This window comes from Psychrobacillus antarcticus (genome assembly GCF_029533155.1).
GTDB lineage: Bacteria > Bacillota > Bacilli > Bacillales_A > Planococcaceae > Psychrobacillus > Psychrobacillus antarcticus.
On the sequence record NZ_JAIZDB010000014.1, the window covers coordinates 108,608 to 130,124 of the forward strand.

General features: G+C 37.1%; 21 protein-coding genes and 2 pseudogenes. 7 read left to right on the plus strand and 16 right to left on the minus strand.

Features of this window, described 5'->3' with window-relative positions; translation table 11 throughout:
• The 6 genes and pseudogenes from LDK52_RS09255 to LDK52_RS09280 form a co-directional block, all read right to left on the minus strand.
• Positions 1-285, minus strand: coding sequence for a DUF3219 family protein (locus LDK52_RS09255; protein ID WP_277585693.1), 285 nt, complete (start codon positions 283-285; stop codon positions 1-3).
• A gap of 157 nt (positions 286-442) precedes the next feature.
• Positions 443-1,975, minus strand: a complete 1,533-nt coding sequence (gene ahpF / locus LDK52_RS09260) for an alkyl hydroperoxide reductase subunit F (protein WP_277585671.1) — start codon at positions 1,973-1,975, stop codon at positions 443-445.
• 15 nt (positions 1,976-1,990) lie between these two features.
• Positions 1,991-2,554: an alkyl hydroperoxide reductase subunit C gene (gene ahpC / locus LDK52_RS09265; protein WP_277585672.1), complete on the minus strand. Its 564-nt coding sequence runs from the start codon at positions 2,552-2,554 to the stop codon at positions 1,991-1,993.
• A 401-nt stretch (positions 2,555-2,955) separates the two neighbouring features.
• The gene (sstT, locus tag LDK52_RS09270) at positions 2,956-4,188 is read right to left on the minus strand and encodes a serine/threonine transporter SstT (protein ID WP_277585673.1); all 1,233 of its coding nucleotides are present in this window, start codon (positions 4,186-4,188) and stop codon (positions 2,956-2,958) included.
• Between the two features lie 343 nt (positions 4,189-4,531).
• A pseudogene (locus LDK52_RS09275) lies at positions 4,532-5,014 on the minus strand (gamma-type small acid-soluble spore protein); the annotation flags it as partial.
• 74 nt (positions 5,015-5,088) lie between these two features.
• The gene (locus LDK52_RS09280; RefSeq protein WP_277585675.1) at positions 5,089-5,919 is read right to left on the minus strand and encodes a MurR/RpiR family transcriptional regulator; all 831 of its coding nucleotides are present in this window, start codon (positions 5,917-5,919) and stop codon (positions 5,089-5,091) included.
• 153 nt (positions 5,920-6,072) lie between these two features.
• On the opposite strand from LDK52_RS09280, the gene LDK52_RS09285 reads away from it, so the two are divergent.
• The 5 genes from LDK52_RS09285 (at position 6,073) to LDK52_RS09305 (ending at position 11,583) form a co-directional block, all read left to right on the plus strand.
• Positions 6,073-6,930: a DUF8171 family membrane protein gene (locus LDK52_RS09285; RefSeq protein WP_277585676.1), complete on the plus strand. Its 858-nt coding sequence runs from the start codon at positions 6,073-6,075 to the stop codon at positions 6,928-6,930.
• On the plus strand, positions 6,917-8,629 hold the full coding sequence (locus LDK52_RS09290; protein ID WP_277585677.1) for an ABC transporter ATP-binding protein: 1,713 nt from the start codon (positions 6,917-6,919) through the stop codon (positions 8,627-8,629). The genes LDK52_RS09285 and LDK52_RS09290 overlap by 14 nt, the downstream gene beginning before the upstream one ends.
• A complete protein-coding gene (locus tag LDK52_RS09295; protein WP_277585678.1) occupies positions 8,616-9,434 on the plus strand; it encodes an energy-coupling factor transporter transmembrane component T family protein in 819 nt (272 codons plus the stop codon). Before LDK52_RS09290 ends, LDK52_RS09295 begins: the two co-directional genes overlap by 14 nt.
• Before the next feature lie 12 nt (positions 9,435-9,446).
• Positions 9,447-10,220 carry a PHP domain-containing protein gene (locus tag LDK52_RS09300; RefSeq protein WP_277585679.1) on the plus strand — a complete coding sequence of 258 codons (774 nt, stop codon included), beginning with the start codon at positions 9,447-9,449 and terminating at the stop codon, positions 10,218-10,220.
• A gap of 727 nt (positions 10,221-10,947) precedes the next feature.
• Entirely contained in the window at positions 10,948-11,583 is a 636-nt protein-coding gene (locus tag LDK52_RS09305) for a 2OG-Fe(II) oxygenase (RefSeq protein WP_277585680.1), read from the plus strand.
• A 513-nt stretch (positions 11,584-12,096) separates the two neighbouring features.
• Here LDK52_RS09305 and LDK52_RS09310 read toward each other — a convergent pair.
• The 4 genes and pseudogenes from LDK52_RS09310 to istB all read right to left on the minus strand — a co-directional run.
• Positions 12,097-12,369, minus strand: a complete 273-nt coding sequence (locus tag LDK52_RS09310) for a hypothetical protein (RefSeq protein ID WP_277585681.1) — start codon at positions 12,367-12,369, stop codon at positions 12,097-12,099.
• An 84-nt stretch (positions 12,370-12,453) separates the two neighbouring features.
• Entirely contained in the window at positions 12,454-12,855 is a 402-nt protein-coding gene (locus LDK52_RS09315; protein WP_277585682.1) for a MurR/RpiR family transcriptional regulator, read from the minus strand.
• Between the two features lie 759 nt (positions 12,856-13,614).
• Positions 13,615-14,259, minus strand: a complete 645-nt coding sequence (locus tag LDK52_RS09320) for a hypothetical protein (protein ID WP_277585683.1) — start codon at positions 14,257-14,259, stop codon at positions 13,615-13,617.
• A 112-nt stretch (positions 14,260-14,371) separates the two neighbouring features.
• Positions 14,372-15,005: pseudogene (gene istB, locus LDK52_RS20170) on the minus strand (IS21-like element helper ATPase IstB); the annotation flags it as partial.
• Positions 15,006-15,235: 230 nt separating this feature from the next.
• Here istB and LDK52_RS09330 point away from each other — a divergent pair.
• Positions 15,236-15,412, plus strand: a complete 177-nt coding sequence (locus LDK52_RS09330; RefSeq protein ID WP_277585684.1) for a hypothetical protein — start codon at positions 15,236-15,238, stop codon at positions 15,410-15,412.
• A gap of 594 nt (positions 15,413-16,006) precedes the next feature.
• On the opposite strand, the gene LDK52_RS09335 is transcribed toward LDK52_RS09330, so the two are convergent.
• From LDK52_RS09335 to LDK52_RS09350, 4 genes are read right to left on the minus strand one after another with little or no spacing between them, the layout of a single operon-like run.
• Entirely contained in the window at positions 16,007-17,761 is a 1,755-nt protein-coding gene (locus LDK52_RS09335) for an FTR1 family iron permease (RefSeq protein ID WP_277585685.1), read from the minus strand.
• Entirely contained in the window at positions 17,736-19,010 is a 1,275-nt protein-coding gene (gene efeB / locus LDK52_RS09340; RefSeq protein WP_277585686.1) for an iron uptake transporter deferrochelatase/peroxidase subunit, read from the minus strand. The genes LDK52_RS09335 and efeB overlap by 26 nt, the downstream gene beginning before the upstream one ends.
• Before the next feature lie 5 nt (positions 19,011-19,015).
• Complete coding sequence (efeO, locus tag LDK52_RS09345) at positions 19,016-19,861, minus strand: iron uptake system protein EfeO (RefSeq protein ID WP_277585687.1); 846 nt, start codon at positions 19,859-19,861, stop codon at positions 19,016-19,018.
• Between the two features lie 50 nt (positions 19,862-19,911).
• A complete protein-coding gene (locus tag LDK52_RS09350) occupies positions 19,912-20,190 on the minus strand; it encodes a hypothetical protein (RefSeq protein ID WP_277585688.1) in 279 nt (92 codons plus the stop codon).
• A gap of 93 nt (positions 20,191-20,283) precedes the next feature.
• Between LDK52_RS09350 and LDK52_RS09355 the strand changes: the two genes are divergently transcribed.
• Entirely contained in the window at positions 20,284-20,541 is a 258-nt protein-coding gene (locus tag LDK52_RS09355; protein ID WP_277585689.1) for a P-loop NTPase family protein, read from the plus strand.
• Positions 20,542-20,804: 263 nt separating this feature from the next.
• Here LDK52_RS09355 and LDK52_RS09360 read toward each other — a convergent pair whose 3' ends face one another.
• Both LDK52_RS09360 and LDK52_RS09365 read right to left on the minus strand, forming a co-directional pair.
• Positions 20,805-21,383 (minus strand): cytochrome c biogenesis CcdA family protein, encoded by a 579-nt coding sequence (locus LDK52_RS09360; protein WP_320415358.1) that lies wholly within the window; start codon positions 21,381-21,383, stop codon positions 20,805-20,807.
• A 35-nt stretch (positions 21,384-21,418) separates the two neighbouring features.
• A complete protein-coding gene (locus LDK52_RS09365; RefSeq protein ID WP_407081806.1) occupies positions 21,419-21,517 on the minus strand; it encodes an IS3 family transposase in 99 nt (32 codons plus the stop codon).

Consider the following 21,517-nt stretch of genomic DNA (forward strand, 5'->3'; position numbering starts at 1 on the left):
TTATATCTCTGTTTCCAGTAAACTCAATTTATATTCTCCTACTTGCGCTTCTTCATATAAGTTAGTTATGGAAGTAGAATATTTATTGATGGTCCCCCGAAAAAATAAAACCAAGTCTGGTACAGTCACTTCAAAAGTACCTTTATACAATAAAGTGGCAATATCATGATATTCTTCAGTTGTTACATTAAACACAATGGAAATTTGGTGTAAACCATTTACTATTTCTTGTTCATAATGATTTACTTTAATTAACGTATTATCCAGTATTATTTCATTCACTATATTTTCACTCATGCCAAGCACCTCCGAATTTTAGTATTGGATTAAGTGTATCATCTTCTCCCAATTCATAAAATTGTAATGATCACTAGGAATATAAAAAAGGGATATTAAACAAGAGTATAACTCCCGTTTAATATCCCTAGTCTTTAATCAATAACTAATTTCGGATTAGATAATCAAAAGCACTTAAAGCTGCAGTTGCACCAGATCCCATAGAAATAATGATTTGGTTATAAGCACTGTCAGTACAATCACCAGCAGCAAATACACCTGGAACTGTAGTAGCTCCACGCTTATCTACGACGATTTCACCAATACGATTTCTTTCTAGCGTTCCTTCTAACCAATCAGTGTTAGGAACTAGACCGATTTGAACAAATACACCGGCTAATTCGATGTGGTTTTCTTCGCCTGTCTCTCGATTTACGTATGTAATACCATTTACTTTGTCAGTACCCGTAATTTCTTTTGTTTGAGAGTTTGTTAACACAGTGACATTTGGAAGGCTGTTTAAACGTTTTTGTAGGACATCATCGGCTTTTAACTTCGTATCATATTCAAAAACAGTTACATGTTGCACAATCCCTGCCAGGTCAATCGCTGCCTCAATACCGGAGTTACCTCCACCAATTACTGCAATATCTTTCCCTTCAAATAATGGGCCATCACAGTGAGGACAATAAGCTACACCTTTATTTTTGAACTCTTGCTCACCAGGAACATTAATATTACGCCAACGAGCACCAGTTGAAATGATTACTGTTTTACTTTTAAGAACAGCTCCATTTTCTAATTCAATCTCAATTAGGTCTTTCTTTTCTAAACGTTTTGCACGCTGTAGATTCATAACGTCAATGTTGTATTCTTTCACATGCTCTTCTAGAGCTTGTGCAAGTTTAGGACCTTCTGTAGTTTTCACACTAATAAAGTTTTCAATAGTAAGCGTGTCCAAGATTTGACCACCAAAGCGTTCCGCTACAATTCCTGTGCGAATACCCTTACGTGCTGAATAGATAGCTGAACTTGAACCAGCTGGGCCACCACCAATAACAAGCACATCATAGGGTTCTTTTTCAGAAAGCTCTTCTACGTTAGGACCACTACCTAGTTTAGATAGAATTTCTTCCATTGTCATTCGTCCATTTCCAAATGACTCGCCATTCATGTAAACAGCTGGTACGGCTAATATATCTTTGCTCTCTACTTCCTCTTTAAATGCTGCCCCATCAACCATTGTATGCGTAATGTTAGGGTTTAGTACGCTCATAATATTAAGCGCTTGGACAACATCAGGGCAGTTGTGGCAAGTTAAGCTGACATATGTCTCAAAGTGGCATTCACCCGTAATATTTTGAATTTGATTGATGACACTTTGATCTACTTTTGGCGCACGTCCACTAACTTGAAGTAGAGCTAAAACTAATGAAGTAAATTCATGTCCTAGTGGAACACCAGCAAAAGTAACTGCTATATGTTCTTCTCCAACACGACTAATACTAAAGCTTGGTGTTCTTGTTAGTTCTATTTTTTCTACTGTAATTTTAGATGAAAGGGAAGCTAGCTCATCTACTAGAGCTAGCATTTCATCTGAAATTTTGTCAGAACCAGCACTTACTTTAAGAACAATATCGTTTTCAAGCAGTTCAAGGTACTGATTTAATTGAGACTTAATTTCTGCATCAAGTGCCATTTTGTATCGCTCTCCTTAAATTTTACCTACCAGGTCAAGACTTGGCTTAAGTGTTTCGCTGCCTTCTTCCCATTTAGCTGGGCATACTTCACCTGGATTTTTGCGAACATATTGTGCTGCTTTAATTTTGTTAATAAGCGTACTAGCATCACGACCAATACCATCTGCGTTAATTTCGATTGCTTGAATCACACCATCAGGGTCAATGATGAAAGTACCACGATCAGCAGCACCTTCTTCTTCAATAAACACATCAAAGTTGCGAGAAAGAACATGCGCAGGGTCGCCAATCATTGTATAAGTAATTTTGCCGATAGCATCTGATGAATCATGCCAAGCTTTATGAGTAAAATGAGAATCTCTTGAAGAGGAGAATACTTCCACACCTAAATCTTGTAGCGTAGCGTATTGATTTTGAAGGTCTTCCAGTTCGGTTGGACAAACAAATGTAAAGTCTGCTGGATAGAAGCAAACAACACTCCAATGACCTCTGAAATCTTGATCAGTTACTTCAATAAAATCACCATTTTTGAATGCTTGTGCTTTAAATGGTAGTACTTCTTTTCCGATTAATGACATAGTAAAAATACCTCCATATATTAGTAATAATTATAATTTAATCAGTATTAATTGTTACGCACGTGTGTAACTTTGTCAACTGAAGTACATTTGTATTCTTTGTGTAAACCTTTAAAATATACTTTTTCATAGAGGATGATTTGTTGATTTTGAAAGATAAAACTGAGTTATTAGTATTTAAGTACGAAAAACCATTACATAGTCCCAATGCTATATAATAATTTGGGGTATAAGTTAGTATTATATACTCGATTAATTCCATAATAGTTAGAACTATTCCTACATAGAAAAATCATCTCACCTTGAGCTAAAAAGGTGAGATGATTTTTGTATTACTAAATTAGGAACTCGATTTGGCTTGGCCAAAATTAGAAAGTAACAATGCTTTAATTGTCGTAGTTTTAAGAATTCACAGTAGCTACTTTTCTTTCTCTACGTACTTTAGCATGTTCTGCTGTAGCAGTGAATAATACATCAGAAGATGAATTCAATGCAGTTTCACAAGAATCTTGAATTACACCAATGATAAAACCAACACCAACAACTTGCATAGCAATATCATTCGGAATTCCAAACAAATTACAAGCTAACGGAATAAGTAGCAATGATCCGCCTGCTACACCTGATGCACCTGCAGCAGACACTGCTGCAACAACTACAAGCATAAGTGCAGTTACAAAATCAACTTCAATGCCAAGCGTGTTTACTGTAGCAAGTGTTAGAACAGCAATAGTTACAGCTGCACCTGCCATATTAATAGTAGCGCCTAAAGGGATTGACACTGAATAAGTATCTTCATCTAAGCCAAGTTTTTCACATAACTTCATATTTACCGGAATATTTGCTGCCGAACTACGTGTGAAGAATGCCGTAATACCACTTTCTCTTAAAACCATTAGAACGATTGGATAAGGATTTTTTCTCGTATAGATATATACGATTAAAGGATTTACTACAAGTGCGATAAACAACATACAACCAACTAATATTAATAGTAATCTACCATAATCTAGCAAAGCAGATAGACCGCTCGTTACAATTGCATCATACACTAGTCCCATAATACCAATTGGTGCTAAATTGATTACCCATTGTACTATTTTAGTGATAGCATCAGAAAAATTACCTAACATGTCCTTTGTACTTTGATTTGCACTTTTTAGTGCTAACCCAAGTACGACAGCCCACATTAATATCCCTAAATAATTTGCACTTATTATTGCATCAACCGGATTGGCAACTATATTAAATAATAATTTTTCAATAACTTCTGCAATACCTTCAGGTGGAGATAAATCTTCTACTTTTGCTGTCAGTTTTAGAGTAACTGGGAACAGAAAACTTGCAACTACAGCAACAGCCCCAGCAAGTATAGTACCAATAGCATAAAGCCCAAGAATTGATTTCATATTCGTCTTCTTACCACTCTTATGTGAAGCAATTGCGTGCATTACTATAAATAATACTAATATTGGTGCAACTGCCTTTAATGCGCCTACAAATAAAGATCCAAAAATTGAAATCCAACTTGCGCCAGTTGGAACGATTAAAGCTAAGATAACACCGACAATAATCCCAATAATAATCCTTTTTACTAGACTAATTTGATTCCACTTAACTAATAACTTTTTCATCATACTATCCCCCATAGTTTTCTCTTTTGATGTAAAAATCAATTTTCCCTTGTAAAATAAGATATACTTATCTTAACTTCAAGTAGACTGATATTTTATTTTAACAGAAGATTCCGGAATTGTGGAATAATTATTTAGGGTTAGAATACCTTTCGAGATTTATGAAGAAAAATGTCCATATGTTTGCCACTACTTTGGGGAATTATGGTTTATTCCAATAACAAGGAATTTAGCATCGTTGAATCATCGTGCTCGTATTAAGCTTTCTGTTTAAGTACGATTTAATATTATATACAAAAAAACGATGGAAGTTTGGCTTCCATCGTTTTTCTTAAGTATTCTAGTTACTATTGCCGTTTTGTGTGGCTTTACTATTAGCTTGAGCATTTTGCTTTTTAACTTCTTGTGCATTTGTTTGGCTTTCCATTCCTACGCCAAATTCTGATCCAAATTCAGTTGACATGTTTTGTGATGCAGCTTGTCCGTTTTGTTGAGCTTTTTGATTTGCTTGTGCGTTTTGCTGTTTAACTTCTTGAACATTTGTTTGACGTTCAGCTGATATGCCAAATTCTGATCCAAACTCAGTTGACATGTTTTGAGATGCAGCTTGTCCGTTTTGTTGAGCTTTTTGATTTGCTTGTGCATTTTGTTTTTTAACTTCTTGTGCATTTGTTTGACGTTCAGCTGATATGCCAAACTCTGAACCAAATTCAGTTGACATGTTTTGTGACGCAGCTTTTTGATTTGCTTGTGCGTTTTGCTGTTTAACTTCTTGTGCATTTGTTTGACTTTCAACTGAAATATTTTTGTTTTTGTTGTTTGCCATTTTATTTCACCTCCATGAATTATGATTGCCAAAACGGAGGTAATTATGATTAGAAAATTTTGGATTTTGTTGGATTACCTCCCCTGTTTATATTTCTCACGTAAATTATTTAAGTACTCTAAGTTGCCCAATGCTTCCTCACTCTTCAGTTGTCCTAAAGAGACGATTAAATGTTCGATTAAAAATGTAGCTGCTACCATAGAATGAAATTCCTCTAAATCGCCGCGATTCACATAGAAAGCTTGCGTGCAAAGTGTTTGAAATTCATGCACAATACTATCGGTTATCACGATACTATGGCATTTCATTTCTTTCGCATGATCTAGCAAAATCGCCGCTTCCCTCGTCAGTTTCACAAAGCCAAATACGAATACACAGTCGTTTTCTTGTAAATGAAGAATTTGCTCGAAAAGTTCCTGATCATACCTCGCCAATATAACTACATCAATCCCAAAACGCATTAGTCGATGTTTCATTAAAAACCCCAATCCTGTTGAAGAGGTTGGTGCATAAATAAAGAGCTTTCGACATGTTGCTATTTGCTTAACACAAACTTTACTTTCGGCTTCGTCGATATGCTCCAGCGTATCTGTTAGCTGGTATTGCATAAAATCAAATATGGATTGCTGAAGCGACTTGCCGTTGTCCTCCACCTTTGCCAAAATACGTTCAAATTTTGTTTTCGGAGTGATCACCTGATGCTCTAAATAACTATGCTTGAACTCCTTAAAGTTTCGGTAGCCAACTTTACGCCAAAATCGAGAGAGCGTGGCGTTGCTACTGCCTATTGCAGAAGCTAGCTCCGTTTCATTTAAATACATGACGGAATTCTTATTTTTCTCAATAAAGTCTGCTATTTTACGCTCACTTTTTGTAAAATCAGAAAAATTTTGTTCGTTATTCATATCTTTCACCTCTCTCTCTATAGTATAAATGAAAAATTTTTTTCATTTATGATTATTTTGAAAATTTACAAATCAAAAACATTGTAGTAACCATTCATTTACATTTCACCTTCATACTAACTATAAGTTCTAAAATAATGGAAGGGGATTTATATGTTAAAAAAACCAGCAACTTTTACACAGTCTCAAAAAATGATGATTTTTATTTTGTCGATGTCGCTTTATGGATTGAGTAACATGTTTACCGAATTGATACCATCTGTTCAGCTCGGTCCAATTGAACTCCAAATTGATTGTTTCGCATTTATTCCGTTAGCACTTTGTATGTTGTTCCATCCTTTCTATGCTGCAATTGGTGCAGCAACAGGAGAAATCATTTTTGGAGAATTAATGCTTGGACAGTTTGGTGGTATTGGTGAAATCGAAAAGTTCATTTTATTCTCAATTGGAATGATTGTTGGGGGCTTGGTTGTTCGTAATCCAAAAAAGAAAGCACAGGTCGCTTTAGGGGCAATTTTAGGCTATGGTCTATTCCTTGTACTTAGCACAATTGTGGATATTTTAAAAATTGTCATTGGGGTAGAAGAATTCGAGGCTGTACCTGGTCTTGCAGAAAGTATTTTCATAGTTGAAGGGGTCGAATTTTTAACAGACTTTCTATTAACGGGAACTTTATTTACAGTTTTACCTGCACTTTACTTAGTACCACGCCTTTACGGTAAGGTGGAGCCATTGCTTGGATTAAAACCACGCACAGCTGCCAATTTCCGTGTGAGTGATGTAATTACACTAAAGTTTATAAGCGTAAGTGCCCTGCTTTCTCTGGGAGCACTTGGCATTGCCTTGTTATCTGAATTGGACTTTAACTTGGGCAGTTGGGAGCCTGAGTTTGTAGATACTTATGGCAATGGGGTCATTTGGGGAGTTATTGGCGTCGCGATTTTGTGTGTATGTATAACGCTTTGGTTGATGATGAAAAAAGGAAAGGAGAATTCACATGACCTTTCGTAAACCATTGATTGAATGTAGAGATTTGACCTTTCGCTATCCCGGTGAAGAGCATTTTATATTAAAGGATCTCACTTGTACCATTGACGAAGGAGAATTTCTGGCAATTATCGGTGGCAATGGTTCTGGAAAATCGACATTATGTAAGGCATTCAATGGACTAATTCCTCATTTTTACGTTGGCGATTATATGGGACAAGTGAAATTAGATGGGGTTTGCACTGCTACAACAGATGTCGCCACCCTTTCACAGTCAATCGGCTATGTATATCAGGATTTTCAAAACCAATTGCTGCGCCCTACTGCTATAGAGGATGCCTGCTTCATGCCCTTAAACTATGGACTAGATGATTATAAAGAGCGTGGTTTATGGGCTCTCGAAGTTACGGGTCTCCTCGATGTGCAGGACGAATTCATTTGGCGTCTTAGCGGCGGACAACAGCATTTATTAGCACTTGCCAGTGCAATTGCCATGCGGCCAAAATTGTTAGTTATTGACGAGCCGATTGCCCAGCTCGACCCACATCATGCTGAGCAAATTTATGAAGTACTAAAAAAACTTCATACGGACTACGGTATCACAATTATTGTAATTGAGCATCATACTGATTTTATTGCGAATTATTGCAGTCATGTGATGTTACTTGATGAGGGCAAGGTTCTTTGGAAAAAGGAAACTGTTGGAGCTCTCAATTGTGTAGAAGATTTATTGGCACGTAATATTTTTCCACCACAGGTAACGCAAATTGCACATTCCCTGCAGCTAGCACAACCATATCCTGTTACCTTGCAACAAGCTATCCAAACTTTTAAAACTAGCCCATGGAAACAGCAACCTACTGTACACCATTTGCCAACACAATCAACGCCGATGGTACAGCTAAACAATATTGAGCTAGTCTACAACCAAAGGCAGGCGAACAATAAACTCGTGCTACAAAACATTTCTTTAAAGCTTTGTCAACATGAACATATCGCACTCGTCGGCAATAACGGTGCAGGTAAATCAACGCTATTGAAGGTCATTGCTGGTATTGTACGTCCGACAAGTGGGCAAATGTACATTCGGGAGCAGTTAATTACAAAGGCAGCGCCTGAAAAACTAGCACAAGATGTAGGTTTTATATTTCAAAACCCAGAAGAAATGTTTATAGAGGATAGTGTACGCAAGGAAATTAGCTTCTATTTAAAATCACGTAAAGTTGATAACTATGAGATCCATGTGGATGAGTTATTGAAAACATTTGAGTTAGTTGATATACAAGATCAGGATGCACGGCTTCTAAGTGGTGGCCAGCAGCGTCGTGTTTCGCTAGCTATTGGAGCTGCAATGCGGCCGAAAATTTTATTGTTGGATGAGCCTACTGCAAATCTCGATATAGCCACGAAGCAGCATGTTCTTACTCTGCTAAAGGAACTGAAGAAATACGTGCAGACGATTGTCATTGCGACACATGATATGGAACTAGTAGCAGAATGGTCAAGCCGTGTCGTTGTACTATCGAACGGCCGTATACTGGCTGATGATACGAGCGAGCGCATTTTCCAAAACCACAGCATTATGGCTGCTGGACATATTAGCGCACCCCAAATTGTACAGCTTACAACGGCGCTTGAAGTACCATACTGTGCATCGGTTAGCTTATTTATAGCCGGCTATTTACAGCAATCAGAACGAGGTGTGCACGTTGGAATGGGTTAAAAAACTAGAGAATAAACTTTCGTTAGAATATATCAAACAAGAATTACTCCGTACCGCATTTAGTACCGAAAAAAGCTTCTTCACACAGCTTGATCCACGCATTTTGTTGGCATGGTACAGCTATTTTGCAATTGTCCCTTGGTTTATTTATGAGCACGTCACCTTAGTTGGTTACTTACTATTCATGATCCTTCTAACGATTATTGCTCGGGTAAGCCCCTTAATTTTGACGGTCCTTTCCATTGGTCTCGCTGGGGAAATATTGTTACTTGGCTTTATTGCACTGTTTTTTGGTGGTGATTTGAGTATTGTTGCACCGATGTTTTGGCTATCTATTAAGCTTGCTGTTATTTCTTTAGCAAGTGTGACTGTATTTTCGAGCATTAACCCGGAGAAGTTTAGCGATGCACTCCTACGTTTTGGTGTGCCTGCTCAGTTTTCCTTTAGTGTAGCGTATGCCTATCGAATTTTACCTACATTATTAGAAGAATTTCAGCAAATAATACTTTCATATCGACTACGTGGATTAGCACCAAGCAAGAATGGTGTGCTCTACTTCCGAAAAATTTATTATTATATAATGATTCTTATAAAATCGTTTTATCCATTAATCTTAAACAGTGCTAAACGCTCTCGCACAACAGTGGAAGCATTAGAGATTAAAGGCTTTAGTTACGCAGCAAAGGATAAGCGTGTATTAAAGATGAAAACAAGTTACTTACAAACCTCACAAATGGACTGGCTGTTCCTACTATTGACAGTCTGCTATGTAGTGATTGTGCACGGCCTACAACTTATATTTTAAGGAGAGAAAACGATGAATATAGATCTTCATACACATGCAAAATTATCTAAAAAGGTTGATTTTTCTTTAGCTTATTTTCAGGATATGGCAAAGGTTGCAGTAGAACGAGGACTTGATGCAATTGCTATAACAGAGCATTTTAATACGAAAAACTTTGGAGATGTTTATCGTACATTAGATGAGCACTATACTTATAACGGCCACTATTATGAAATAGAAGGCTTAAAGGCATTTCCAGGCATGGAGGTTGATATTGCAGAAATAGGTCATATTTTGTGCATTGGAGATCTTGGACACATTCGTGCACTACGTGAGGCACTGAATAATCATGAGACAAAGGGACAGTTTATTCCATTTGCGGCACTTTTACAGTTATTTAAGATCTATCCTGACATGCTTGTAATCGGCGCACATCCGTTTCGAGAAAGTACACCATTAATAGATTTAGATCCCACGCTACTTGGTCAGCTCGACGCTATTGATTTAAATGGTAAGGACTTATATAGCCGTGGCATCAAACAAAATTGTGCTGATTTAGAAACGCTTAGCAAACAAATAAATAAACCGGTTGTCGCAGGTAGTGACACTCATCACTATATGCAATATGGCGTGGTATACAACGCCTTCCACACAACATGTGAAACAGTGGCACAGCTTAAACAACAAATTGCCGACCAAGCCTTCACGATCCATATTGACGAAAATCTCCCCCAACTAGTAGCAGAAGCTGTCCGCTTAAAGGACATTGCTAAAAATGATATGGTGCTTTCACAAAGCGGGAAGTAATTGATACCCCTGTACTGATTTTCGGTACAGGGGGTTTTACATCTTTACTTTTTGTTGGATCCCCCTTTTACACTTTGAGTTTCGTATTACTTTTTCGAAATTCTTGCACGACATCTAGAATGCTTAAGAATAACCATTGTATAATACTACCGCTGCCAATAGTCCTGCCAATCTGTATACATCAGAATTAATAGAAGATGTCAATCTCTCAACCGATGATATTACCTCATTTTATCCTCTGGCTGAAGCAGTTATGGCCAAAAGAGCAGTAGAGTTAAATTAATAAAATACCCGTTGTTTCATAGAAATGAAACAACGGGTATTTTCTGTAATATAGGTTGAGCACATCTATATAATCTTTAACGTTTTATTAAAGGGATGGATGATATTTAGTGCTTTCTTATAATAAGCAAGCCGATTAGCAACTTCATCAATAGTTAGCCGAGTTTGCTCACTTGCTTCTTTTAATAACTCTTCTGTTGCACCACCCCAACATCTGCCTCAATTCACTACAATATTTCTAAAATATTCTCTCGTTAATGTTTTTTCAAATTTGCGATATATAAAAATAGTATGATAAAATAAATTGAAATTAATTCCAAAAGATAGTATAAGTTAATTCCTTTTTATTCAAGTATTTGAAGTAAAAGAAAGCCTTTAGCGCAATTAGTTTCACGTAAAAACTTTCTTGTTTGTAAAATTTAATAGTTTAAGAGGTGGTTGGAAGTTGAAAACGGAGAAAAAAGAACAAACTATATTTGATCACGTTGGAAATAAAATAATTACAGATAGAGAGATTGACATAGTCAGTAGATTAGAGGAACCATTGATCGTGGTATTAGGGAATGTTTTAAGTAATGAAGAGTGCGATGAACTAATCAGATTGTCAAAGGACAAAATGAAGCGTTCCAAAACCGGAACCACACGCGAGGTAAATGAATTGAGAACTAGTAGCAGTATGTTTTTTGAAGAAAATGAAAACGAGATTGTTGCGAGAGTGGAAAAAAGGGTTTCATCTATTATGAATATCCCCATTGAACACGGAGAAGGCCTTCAAATCCTTCAGTATACCCCTGGTCAAGAATATAGAGCTCATAATGATTTTTTTTCATCAAGTAAACTAGCAAACAATAATAGAATTAGTACACTCGTTATGTACTTAAATGATGTAGAACAAGGTGGAGAAACTTATTTCCCTAAACTGAACTTTTCAGTATCGCCTAAAAAAGGCATGGCAGTTTATTTCGAGTATTTCTATAACGATCAAAATTTAAACGATTTAACTTTACATGGTGGAGCACCGGTTATAGCTGGTGAAAAGTGGGTTGCCACGCAATGGATGAGAAAACAAAAAGTAAGGTAAAGAGGAGAACCTCCCTAGGTAGCTAAATTAGTGATTCTTATCTGATGATGATAATGCAAACTAAATAAGTATTATTATTCCGGTTATTTAAGCGAAATATTAAATGGTCGGAATAGTTATTCTTGTTGAACATGCCTTTTGTATAAAGACAAGCATGAGTACCATTCAGGACAAAATTCAGTACCAACACTACCACCAAAATACCACATTTAAAACGCATTCCTACAATGTTAAATAGATAGGCAAAGCAGGCTTTCATATCCACCCTTCCATGTAAAATCTTGCTCTAAACACTATCTATTTTTCTATGCAATTCTCTTCTTCGTCATCTTGCGTTACTATGTACAGTTATTTTGCAATACACATATGTTAATGCGACTTCATATAATTGATATATTTTTCGTGTTTGTTTCTTACACAGCGACAAAAACAGGGTACAAAAACAAAACGAAAAAATAGAGCAACTGTTACTCATTCCTCCTGTTCTTGAAAGAATTCAAACAACTTTTGTTTTTAAACTTCTTCAAAAACACCTACAAAATAGCCATTGAAATTATAGATTTTTTTCTTTTTCGTAGCATGTAACACAATAGACAGTGCTTGGTAACCAACCTCTTCGTAAAACTTCTGCTCTTGAGGAAGCAGCTGAATGATACGGTAGGTGAGACTTCGATATACTCCGTACAAACGACTTACTAGTTGATGATCAGTGCCAAGCATAGCAAAAACAGTAGATTTGAAGTGCTGATAGAACGTAGGCTTTTTACTTTCATGAAAGGTATCCACAGGATTTTCAGAGCAGACGTTTTCCGTAGAATACGTCTTATGTAATAATTCTTTTTTAGAGATTAAAGAGATATCGGTTTCTTTTTACGGAATGACAGCCGCAGCCCTTCGTACGACAAGGTTTTCCTGCCCCCCACGAGTAGTCAAACACGAGTGGTCAATGAAAGGTAAAATGACTAAAATATTGGCACCATAGCCTTTAGAAACTCTCCGAATGGTCGGTACCTTTTTGATGATCAATAGCTTTTCTAACTTACGTAAAGTTCTTCTAACCGTCGCCTCTGATTTATTCGTAGCTTGGCAAATCGTCGCTACTTTTAAATGTGCTGCACCAGGAAACTTACATGCATATCGTGCTACAAGAGAGAGCAATGCGTGATCCGTCTCATTCATTTTCCCATAATGTGCAAGCACATGTTTCTCCACATGCATATCCATTTCTTCCACTGTTTTAAAGGATTGATAATCCATAAGATAACTAGTCATCTGTTCGTTCCTCCCATTTCTCTAATGATAAGTCGCTGTCATTAGCTATATAGAAGTATTTTGGAAGAAAGGATACATGAACTAAAAAGAAATTTATTAAAATTCGTCTTTATGCAAGAAATAGTTCTGATCATTTACTGCAATTAATAATCATATTTACGAATAATAGTTGCTAAGGATAAAATTTAGACTATTGTGGATTCTGTCTAGTTTATCGACAGCAAGAAGGGGATATCCATCTTGCTTTCATTAGACGGCATCATTGTGCTGCACAGTATGTATTTTCACTAAAATGGAACACTTACATTATGCTTATGAACAACATGAAAAAAATCCCAGCAACAATTTAATTGCTTAGGTTCTCATTCTGCTTATTTAGTAACAATGGCAACAGCTATTATTACAACCATTTATTAAATACCCATAAGAAAAATAACCCCTTCCGCGAGTGTCAGTTATTAAGACTATCCAACAAGTTATAAATTAGCGAAGGGGCCTTCCCCTTTTTCCAGGAAAGCGCCCGATTGTTGAAGATGGTTATTCTGTTTCCCCAAATGCTCCAAAGTCTCGCTTTTTTATTACATTAGAAACTGAAGAAATTTTCTGTGTTATTTGTTTTTGTAAAATACCTATTTTAAGTTCCTAAAGCGAAATTTGGTACCTTTTCTCTAAAAAACGTAGTTCCATAATTTTACACTTTAATAAAAAAGCACTTTCCTTATTTGAGGATAGCGCCTATTAATTGAAGAAGTTATCTAATTAGAAATCTTTATGCCATTCATCATCTAAAATGACACCTTTTTCATCGTTATAGCTCATAGCAATCGAACCGTGTTTTAATTTATCTTCGCTTTTTAAAGAAGCAATTAATTCATTTAGGATTTTTTCGTCATCATCGCTCTTTTTACGAGGGACAGTAATACGGATGATTGGTTCAACATCAAACTCTTTATAACTTTTAGGTTTAAGAGGATCGATATCTAATTCTCGACCGATATTATCATTGGTAAAGTAAACGACAAAATCCGTTGTTTCACCAAAACTTGCTTCAATAAAAGGACATATTTCACTTTTTAAGTCTTTTTTCCATTTATCAGCAATGTAAGTGTCCACCATTTGTTTTGTTTCATCATCATAATAAGCTAAAAACTCTATATTCGTCTTCTTCTCCCTGACACTAGCAGCATATTCAAATGCAAAGTTCCCCATATTATCATAGAAAGTGTCATATATCTCGAAGTTATCATTAAAATTATCTTCTAAATATTGTTCAGCTTGAATTCTGACTTCCTCTTCTTTATCTTTATCTGGTTTCATTTCTAATAGAAAGACAACTACAAGTATTCCAATTCCTAATAATATGACACCTAAAATGCTAAGCATGATTTTAAGAATTTTTTTCAAAACATCTCCTCCCTCATTCAATAATTTACCATTAAATTCTACATCAGTCTTATAATTGTAACCGTCAAGTGAAAACATACAGTTTTTGCTCGTTTGAAATGAACACTTTTGCTTAAAATACATGCTGCCTGTTTTTCATGCGATAACTTCGCCCTCCATGTGAATAACCTTCCACACGATGTAATAGACGATCTAAAATAGCGGTCGTAATTCCTTCGTCGCCCATTTACTCGGTCCACTGATCTGGGTTTTTTGGATGTAAAAAAAATAGAGCTTCGTTCATAAAGATGATTGACCAATTGGAAGAACAGATTTGCTTCACGCTGATCCATGGCCATATACATCAAATCCTCAATAATTACTAAATCAGATGCTTGTATTCTCTTTATTTGCACTTGTGACTTATGTGTAAACTCCTGTGTTTTTAATAGTTGTATTAATTCTCCCATTGTCACAAAATACACTTGAAAACCTCGTTGAATAGCCTCTATTCCTAGCCCTATGGCAAGAAATGTTTTGCCGAAACCAGGAGGGCCTAATAAAATCAAATTATATTGTTGTTCTAAACAACTAAACTCTTGTAGTTGCGTCAATTGACGATCTGTTAAGGCTGTCTGTTCCTCCACTTTGAATTCCTAAAGCGCTTTATAGTAGGGAAAACGAGCCCACTTGATACGTCTCTCAATGCTTTTAGTTTCACGTTTATTTAACTCAAATGATGTAACGGCTTCTAATTTAATCTCGTAGTATATCCCTATTGAGTTGATAGTGTTGATACCACTACGTATATAGTAGTCTTTTATTTGGAGACGGTGTGAGTCGAATCACCGTCTCTAAAAGATGCTGTAATATCAGTATCTATAAGGATTTTGAACAGCTACAAAATTGCATGACTACGTTTAATAAAAATATATTGCGAGAGCAAGAGAATCCATCTCTTATTTATTTCATATGATATGGAAAAGGAGGTTTTTTAATGTTACCTGCTATACTCTTACAGCTTGCTTACCTATTTATTTTCATATGGTCAGTAGCTATGCTAGTGCAAGACTTTCAAGGGACACATAAGAATTGGTTAACCGTATTGTTACACATCTCTGTTGCAATCATTTCACTAAACTACTTACTGATTTCATTTGGCATAAGTATCTAACCATTAAATGAGCCATGCTTACCTACGTGTAAGCATGGCTCATTTTTTTGAGGTGACTGGGTAACAGATCACATAGCTAGTTAGTGCAACTAAATGCTTTAACTTAAAGGATACATGAAAATTGGTCCTTATTACTTATTTGAATTATTTCGGTGTTCCCCTACCATGAAGCCAGAATCGAGGACAACGGCTGGGTGTTGAATGAATGCCTATGTGTTTAGAAAATAACTTAATAGAATCTAAAACGTAGACTGCTATTGCCATATGGTGACAGTAGACTATCTGTCGTTCCTAAACGTGGTGATAGTCATGGAAGGGGTAGGAAGAATATTGCCTAACTAGATATAAACCTTCTAAATAAAATGATGTGGGAAGATTACACCTATAAGCAAATAGCCCAAGAATTTCAAGTAAACCGAATCATAATTAAAGAACATTTTATGGTTGTGGGGTAAATTAAATAAGAAAAATGCTTCACCCCTTCTGACTACCTATAAGGGGTAGTGCGTGGGGAACCTTTCCCACCTCAAGTATTCTCATATAACTGTAATTGCGAAAAAACACGAAGCCCTTAAAGAGCTTTCGTGTTTCAGGCTAGTTCTCTATTACTGTTCCACTTGTTTTGGATGCTCTCTTTTTATAAAGAATAGCGCCTAAGATAAGGGCCAACAATATGAATTGGCCACTCAGTGTTTCCACTGACGGATAGAACCCGATGGCATTGATCACTGGCAAATCGGAAATAATATGCGTCGGCAAGACATTCGTCAACTGCAATGTATGAAGACTTGCTCCGATAATTTTAAACGCCAAAAGGTATATGAATATAGTTGCTACCCTAAAGAACAAATGCATAGGAATCTTTTTGCTAGCTTTGGCAAAAAAGAAGGCCGCCACTGTCAAAATCAATAGAGCAAGAACAATGCCCAAGGTAAAATCGAATGTCTCCATCTTTGGTGCGATCCCCATGTAAAACACAACAGTTTCAGCACCTTCTCTGAAGACCGTCAGAAAACTTAAAAAGGCCATCGCCCATACACTTTGCATCGACAAAGCATGGTTCATCTGTTTCGAAATATATCGGTTCCAGCTAGTAACCGTAGATTTACTGTGCAGCCATACACCAACCCCCAGCATCATAATGGCCGCAAGAATCCCAACATACCCTTCCAAGACTTCGCGGCTTGTACCGATTGTGCCCGACTGAAAAAAGGTAGACATCAAGATAGCCGCTATAACACTCACACCGATTCCTGCCATCGCTCCCATATAAATATAGCGTTGCATATGCTGTTGACCTGCTTTTTTCAAAAAAGCAAGGAGTGCCGAAATGATCAATAATGCTTCCAAACCTTCACGAAGCAAAATCAAAGCAGAGTCCCAATAGCTATACGAAGTATCTTGTTGTATAAAATTTATTCGCTGCTTGAAAGAATCTATTTTTTGGATGATAGCCGCTGTTTCGACTTTGTCATGCGTTAAATCACTCACTAGAAGAGGGATTCCAGATTCAATCTCGCTGTACAAACTTGCATTTTTCGTACGGATTTCACCTTCGACAGCCGGCCAAATCGTGATGAATTCTTTCAAAGTTTCCTCAGCCTGCTTGTAGTTTCTTTCTTCTATAGCTGTTTTACTCACATCCAAAAGTCCGATCAGTGTTGCAAGGGAATAGTTTTCCGCCACTTCAGTATTCTTCAATTTCCCCGCCGCAAAATCTTGGATCGTTTGATCAAGCGACTCCACTTGTTCGTTTAACATCGCAACATCGAGATCGTCTTCAGCTAAAGAGATTCGCATAAACGCCATTTGTGTTTCAATCTGTCCATACGCTGCGATAGTTTGTTCACGGACAACCCGTTCGTTTTTGGTCCATTTTTTCAGGAAAGTGGAATAGGCATCTTGAATTCCATCTTTATTGCCCGAATCGATTGCCGTTTTCAAATCGGCCACTGAAGGCTCCATCACCTTCAGAAAGGCTGCGCGTTCTGCTTGTTCATCAACGGGATTTTCAGATTTTTCATAAACAGTAAGCGTCTTTGATAATTCTGTCAAGGCGGATAATCGCAGTTCGCTACTTGTTGCACTCGAAGCCTTTTCAAGTGCTTTATTTACATCCGAGGATTCTTTTCCTTCCGTAAAGTTCAGCTGCTTCCAATCTGTTTGAAAAGTTTCCATTGCTTCAGCAGCTTTTGCATCATCTCCGCTTTTGGTGCTCATGATGGCATCTGTAATCGAAATATACAAAGGACCAAAAGACTCGGCAGCAGAAACGCTGTGCTGCGTATGAGCCAGAAGCAACGCGATTACAAGGAGAGGAATTTTAAAGTATGTTAAAAAGTTTTTCACCGATATAGCTCCCTTTTTGTATACCTGGGAAGCAAGCGAAAACGCCGCTTCCTCGATGGGTAATATATTCGTTTAGCTTATCAGCACGTCCCAGGGCGTTTTGAATATTAATAAACTGATCTGGATTTTTCTGAAATGAAATGAACAACAAGCCGGCGTCATACGCGCCCGTATCATCAATCAAGCCACTAGAATAGGAGAATCCTCTTCTCATGATTCGATCTTTCACTTTTCTTGCAAGCGCCATATGCGAATTAGCCGGAATGTGGGGGTTTCCACTGTCATCTTTTGCATCTAAATCCACTTCATCGAATTCCTTCTTGCTACCTATCGGCGCTCCGCTATCACGATGTCGGCCAAAAGTTGCTTCTTGCCCTTGCAGTGAAGTCCTGTCCCATGTCTCCAAATGCATTTGAATTCTACGTACGACCAAATAGCTTCCGTTTACCATCCAGCTTTTTGAGTCGTTCGGTTGAACCCATACGACTTCCTTCATGTCTGAAGCGCTTTTCGGGCTAGGATTGACCGTACCGTCTTTAAATGCAAATAAGTTTCGCGGCGTTTCTTTTTTGTTTTTTGCTTTAGGTGTCGAAGTGAACCCTGTTTGAGTCCATTTTAATGATACTTTCCCTGATGCAGCGCGCACTAAGTTTCGGACTGCATGAAAGGCCACTTGCGGATCATCGGCGCAGGCTTGTATACATAGGTCTCCCCCTGCGTACTTTTCTTCGATTTGGTCTTTAGGGAAATGTGGTAAATCCTTCAGCTCATCGGGTCGTTTAGAACTTAGGCCAAGCTTATTGTTATCGAATAATGATGGGCCTGCCCCAAAAGTTAATGTCAGATTGGCAGCATCCAATCCTTTCGCCTCGCCGGTATCTTTCGGCGGCGTGAATCCGCCATGTGAAAGTTCCTCAAGTTGTTCGCCATTCATCAAGCGGACTGCCAAAGGCGTCCACAGCTTAAACAACTCCTGTAATTCACTTTGTGATTGAACAAGTACATTCAAAGAAGCAAAGTAAACGTGGGCAGGAGCTTCTGTCACAATGCCCGACTGATGCTTTCCGTAAAATGAAATCTTATTTGCAGCTGTCAAGTCGTCTTCAAAAATGTCAAAACCGAAAGCTTTGGCAACAGGACCCATTCCCGAGGCGAAGACGGCAGCTCCCGCCGCACTTGCTCCAGTGATTTTCAGCATATTGCGCCTTGAGATTTTCTTCTCCAACCACTTTTCATCTGTAGATGTCATTTAACTCACTCCATTATTATTCCCATTTGACTAAGTGGTTCACCTAGCTGGTTCACGGCTTCAGATAGCCTTTTAGTATCTTCCGAAGTCAACTCTTCATATGACACAAATCCCTTGTCGCCCGTTTCGTAATTTGCCAATAGTTCATTTAATGCACCGAACTTGTCTTGCAGGTTCTTCGCAAGTGCTTCATCTTTTGCTTGTATTTTCGGCTCCAAGATGTGGAAAATCTTTTCCGCACCTTCAATATTTGCTTTGAAGTCATAGAGATCGGTGTGGGAATAGATCTCTTCTTCTCCGGTAATTTTAGACGTCGACACTTCGTTTAAAAGATCTACCGAACCCGTCATCATCAAGTCGGGTGTCACTTCCACTGTCTCAACGCGTGCGCGCAGTTCTTTCGCATCCCCTAATAATTGATCGGCTATTTCGCTATAGCCCTCTGTCGTGTTTTCCACCCAAAGGCCGTATTCGATTTTATGGTAGCCAGTCCAATCTTCTTTGCCTTTTCCTTCTTCTTCAAGGTCTGCCAGGCGAGCATCGATACGGGGATCTAAATCGCCGAAACTTTCGGCAATCGGTTCCGAACGCTCAAAGTACATGCGCGCAAGCGGATACTGGGCTTTTGCCGCTTCAATGTCTCCTGCTTTTACTGATTCAACAAATTTCTCTGTCTCCACGACAAATTGATCCATTTGCTCAATCGCAAATTCTTTATATGCATCAACTTCGGTTTGTAAATCTATAGTTTCTGAGGCAGCTGTTGTCTCCGTAGCTTCTTCTATTTCTGAACATCCTACTAAAGAAGTGCTTATTAGTACACATAATAATACTGTCTTGATCTTTTTCATGTTTATCCCTCTTTCTTATCATCCACTCTCTTTAACAATGATAATCATTATCATTTAAATGTCAAGGGAATTTTTTGTGATGTATTCGTAGCGGTGTGGTAAAAGGCAAAAAAGGGCAAATAAGGCCTTTCTAAAGCATCGTAAAATAAATCTAAACCATAAATATTTACTTTCGCTCTTAATGAAACAACAACTTCGTTCCAAATATAATTCAGACCAGCATCGTATAAACCAATGGCTGGGCTAGCCACAAATTTCGATAAGTATACAGCATCCCTTTTGGTTTGAAGTGAAAGATCTTGAATCGTTTGAGGTAAAATCATACTCATCATAGTTCTTTCTTTATCGGAAGCTATAATTCCTTAGTGAAGTAAACCTAAGTCTTGTAAATAAAGTTCAAAGTTAGTGAAAGGTATTAAGGGTTGGAATTTAAGTGTGTATTTTTACTAGATTTATATCAATGGATTTTACCTCCTGAAGGAAATTGGGTAACTCCAGAGGATTATATACAAGCATTAAATTTACATTACGTTGGTGTTACAAGAGCCATTGAAGCTTGTTATATAATGTTAGGAGACAAAAGATATAGAGAAAGACAACAAGATTTTATTACAGCTCAAGAATCACCTTTTCTATATTTGAATAATACACCTAATTTAAGAATAGATATGAAATGGTAATTTGGTTAAATAATGTGTTAGAGGTATGCCTTCAGCTCACTATTCCTAGCAAGAGAAAACCTTATTGAATAAATGCTCGAATAAAAAGAGCGACTAACTCAACTAAGAGTATGTCGCTCTTTTTATTTCGAATTTATAATTCATTTATTAAAAGAAAATCAATTAATTCTATTAAGAACTACTTCAAATAATTGTTCTCCACGGTGGAGGCACATAGAATCAGACACTACCGTTTAATTAACAAACCTTTATATCCTGAAAGATTAAAATCCTTGAAAATCTCCGAATATTGGTTGGAGTAATGAATTAATAAGTGTAAGTTTATCAAAAAATAGAATAAACCCCATAACAATCATAATTCCTCCGCCAGTTTTCATTACAATGCCGCTGTATTTTTTTAATTTAGTAAATTTAGTAATGAAAAATGCCATTAAAAGAAAAGGAATACTAAAACCTAAAACATAAGCTGCCATATACCATAGACCCTGTGATGGGTTTGTACCTACAAGTGTTAATGTAGCTGCTAAAATTGGACCCATACAAGGTGACCATCCTGCTGCAAAGGCTAATCCAATTACTACTGAACCGAAATAACCGGCTGGTTTGTTTTGAATATGCAGTTTATGCTCCTTCATCAAAAAGTTTAGTTGGAGTAATCCAATAGTAATCATTCCAAAAACCACCATTAGAATAGCACCAATTTGTCGGATTAAATCTCCATATCGAAAATACCACTCCTCTAATAAAGTCGCACTTCCTGCTGTTCCAAATCCAAGCACAAAATATATTATTGAAAATCCTAACAAAAAGAAAAGTGTATGAAAAATTGAACTGAGCCCTATAAAGTAGACAACTTAATAAAAAGAGAGTTTGTAGTTTAGACTGCGATGAGATGGTTTCGGTATGCTTCCGGAGCCATCTTTTTTAAATCCCATTGCTTTCGTTCTGAGTTGTAATAATCTATATAATTTCCTAT

Bases quoted from the DNA above. Each gene is read 5' to 3' on its own strand.
- efeO (WP_277585687.1), bottom strand. From the start codon at position 19,861: ATGAAAAAGATCAAGACAGTATTATTATGTGTACTAATAAGCACTTCT.
- LDK52_RS09300 (WP_277585679.1), top strand. From the start codon at position 9,447: ATGAATATAGATCTTCATACACATGCAAAATTATCTAAAAAGGTTGAT.
- LDK52_RS09315 (WP_277585682.1), bottom strand. From the start codon at position 12,855: ATGACTAGTTATCTTATGGATTATCAATCCTTTAAAACAGTGGAAGAA.
- ahpF (WP_277585671.1), bottom strand. From the start codon at position 1,975: ATGGCACTTGATGCAGAAATTAAGTCTCAATTAAATCAGTACCTTGAA.
- LDK52_RS09280 (WP_277585675.1), bottom strand. From the start codon at position 5,919: ATGAATAACGAACAAAATTTTTCTGATTTTACAAAAAGTGAGCGTAAA.
- LDK52_RS09350 (WP_277585688.1), bottom strand. From the start codon at position 20,190: ATGAGTATGATTTTACCTCAAACGATTCAAGATCTTTCACTTCAAACC.
- LDK52_RS09330 (WP_277585684.1), top strand. From the start codon at position 15,236: ATGTTACCTGCTATACTCTTACAGCTTGCTTACCTATTTATTTTCATA.
- LDK52_RS09290 (WP_277585677.1), top strand. From the start codon at position 6,917: ATGACCTTTCGTAAACCATTGATTGAATGTAGAGATTTGACCTTTCGC.
- LDK52_RS09285 (WP_277585676.1), top strand. From the start codon at position 6,073: ATGTTAAAAAAACCAGCAACTTTTACACAGTCTCAAAAAATGATGATT.
- efeB (WP_277585686.1), bottom strand. From the start codon at position 19,010: ATGACATCTACAGATGAAAAGTGGTTGGAGAAGAAAATCTCAAGGCGC.
- ahpC (WP_277585672.1), bottom strand. From the start codon at position 2,554: ATGTCATTAATCGGAAAAGAAGTACTACCATTTAAAGCACAAGCATTC.
- sstT (WP_277585673.1), bottom strand. From the start codon at position 4,188: ATGAAAAAGTTATTAGTTAAGTGGAATCAAATTAGTCTAGTAAAAAGG.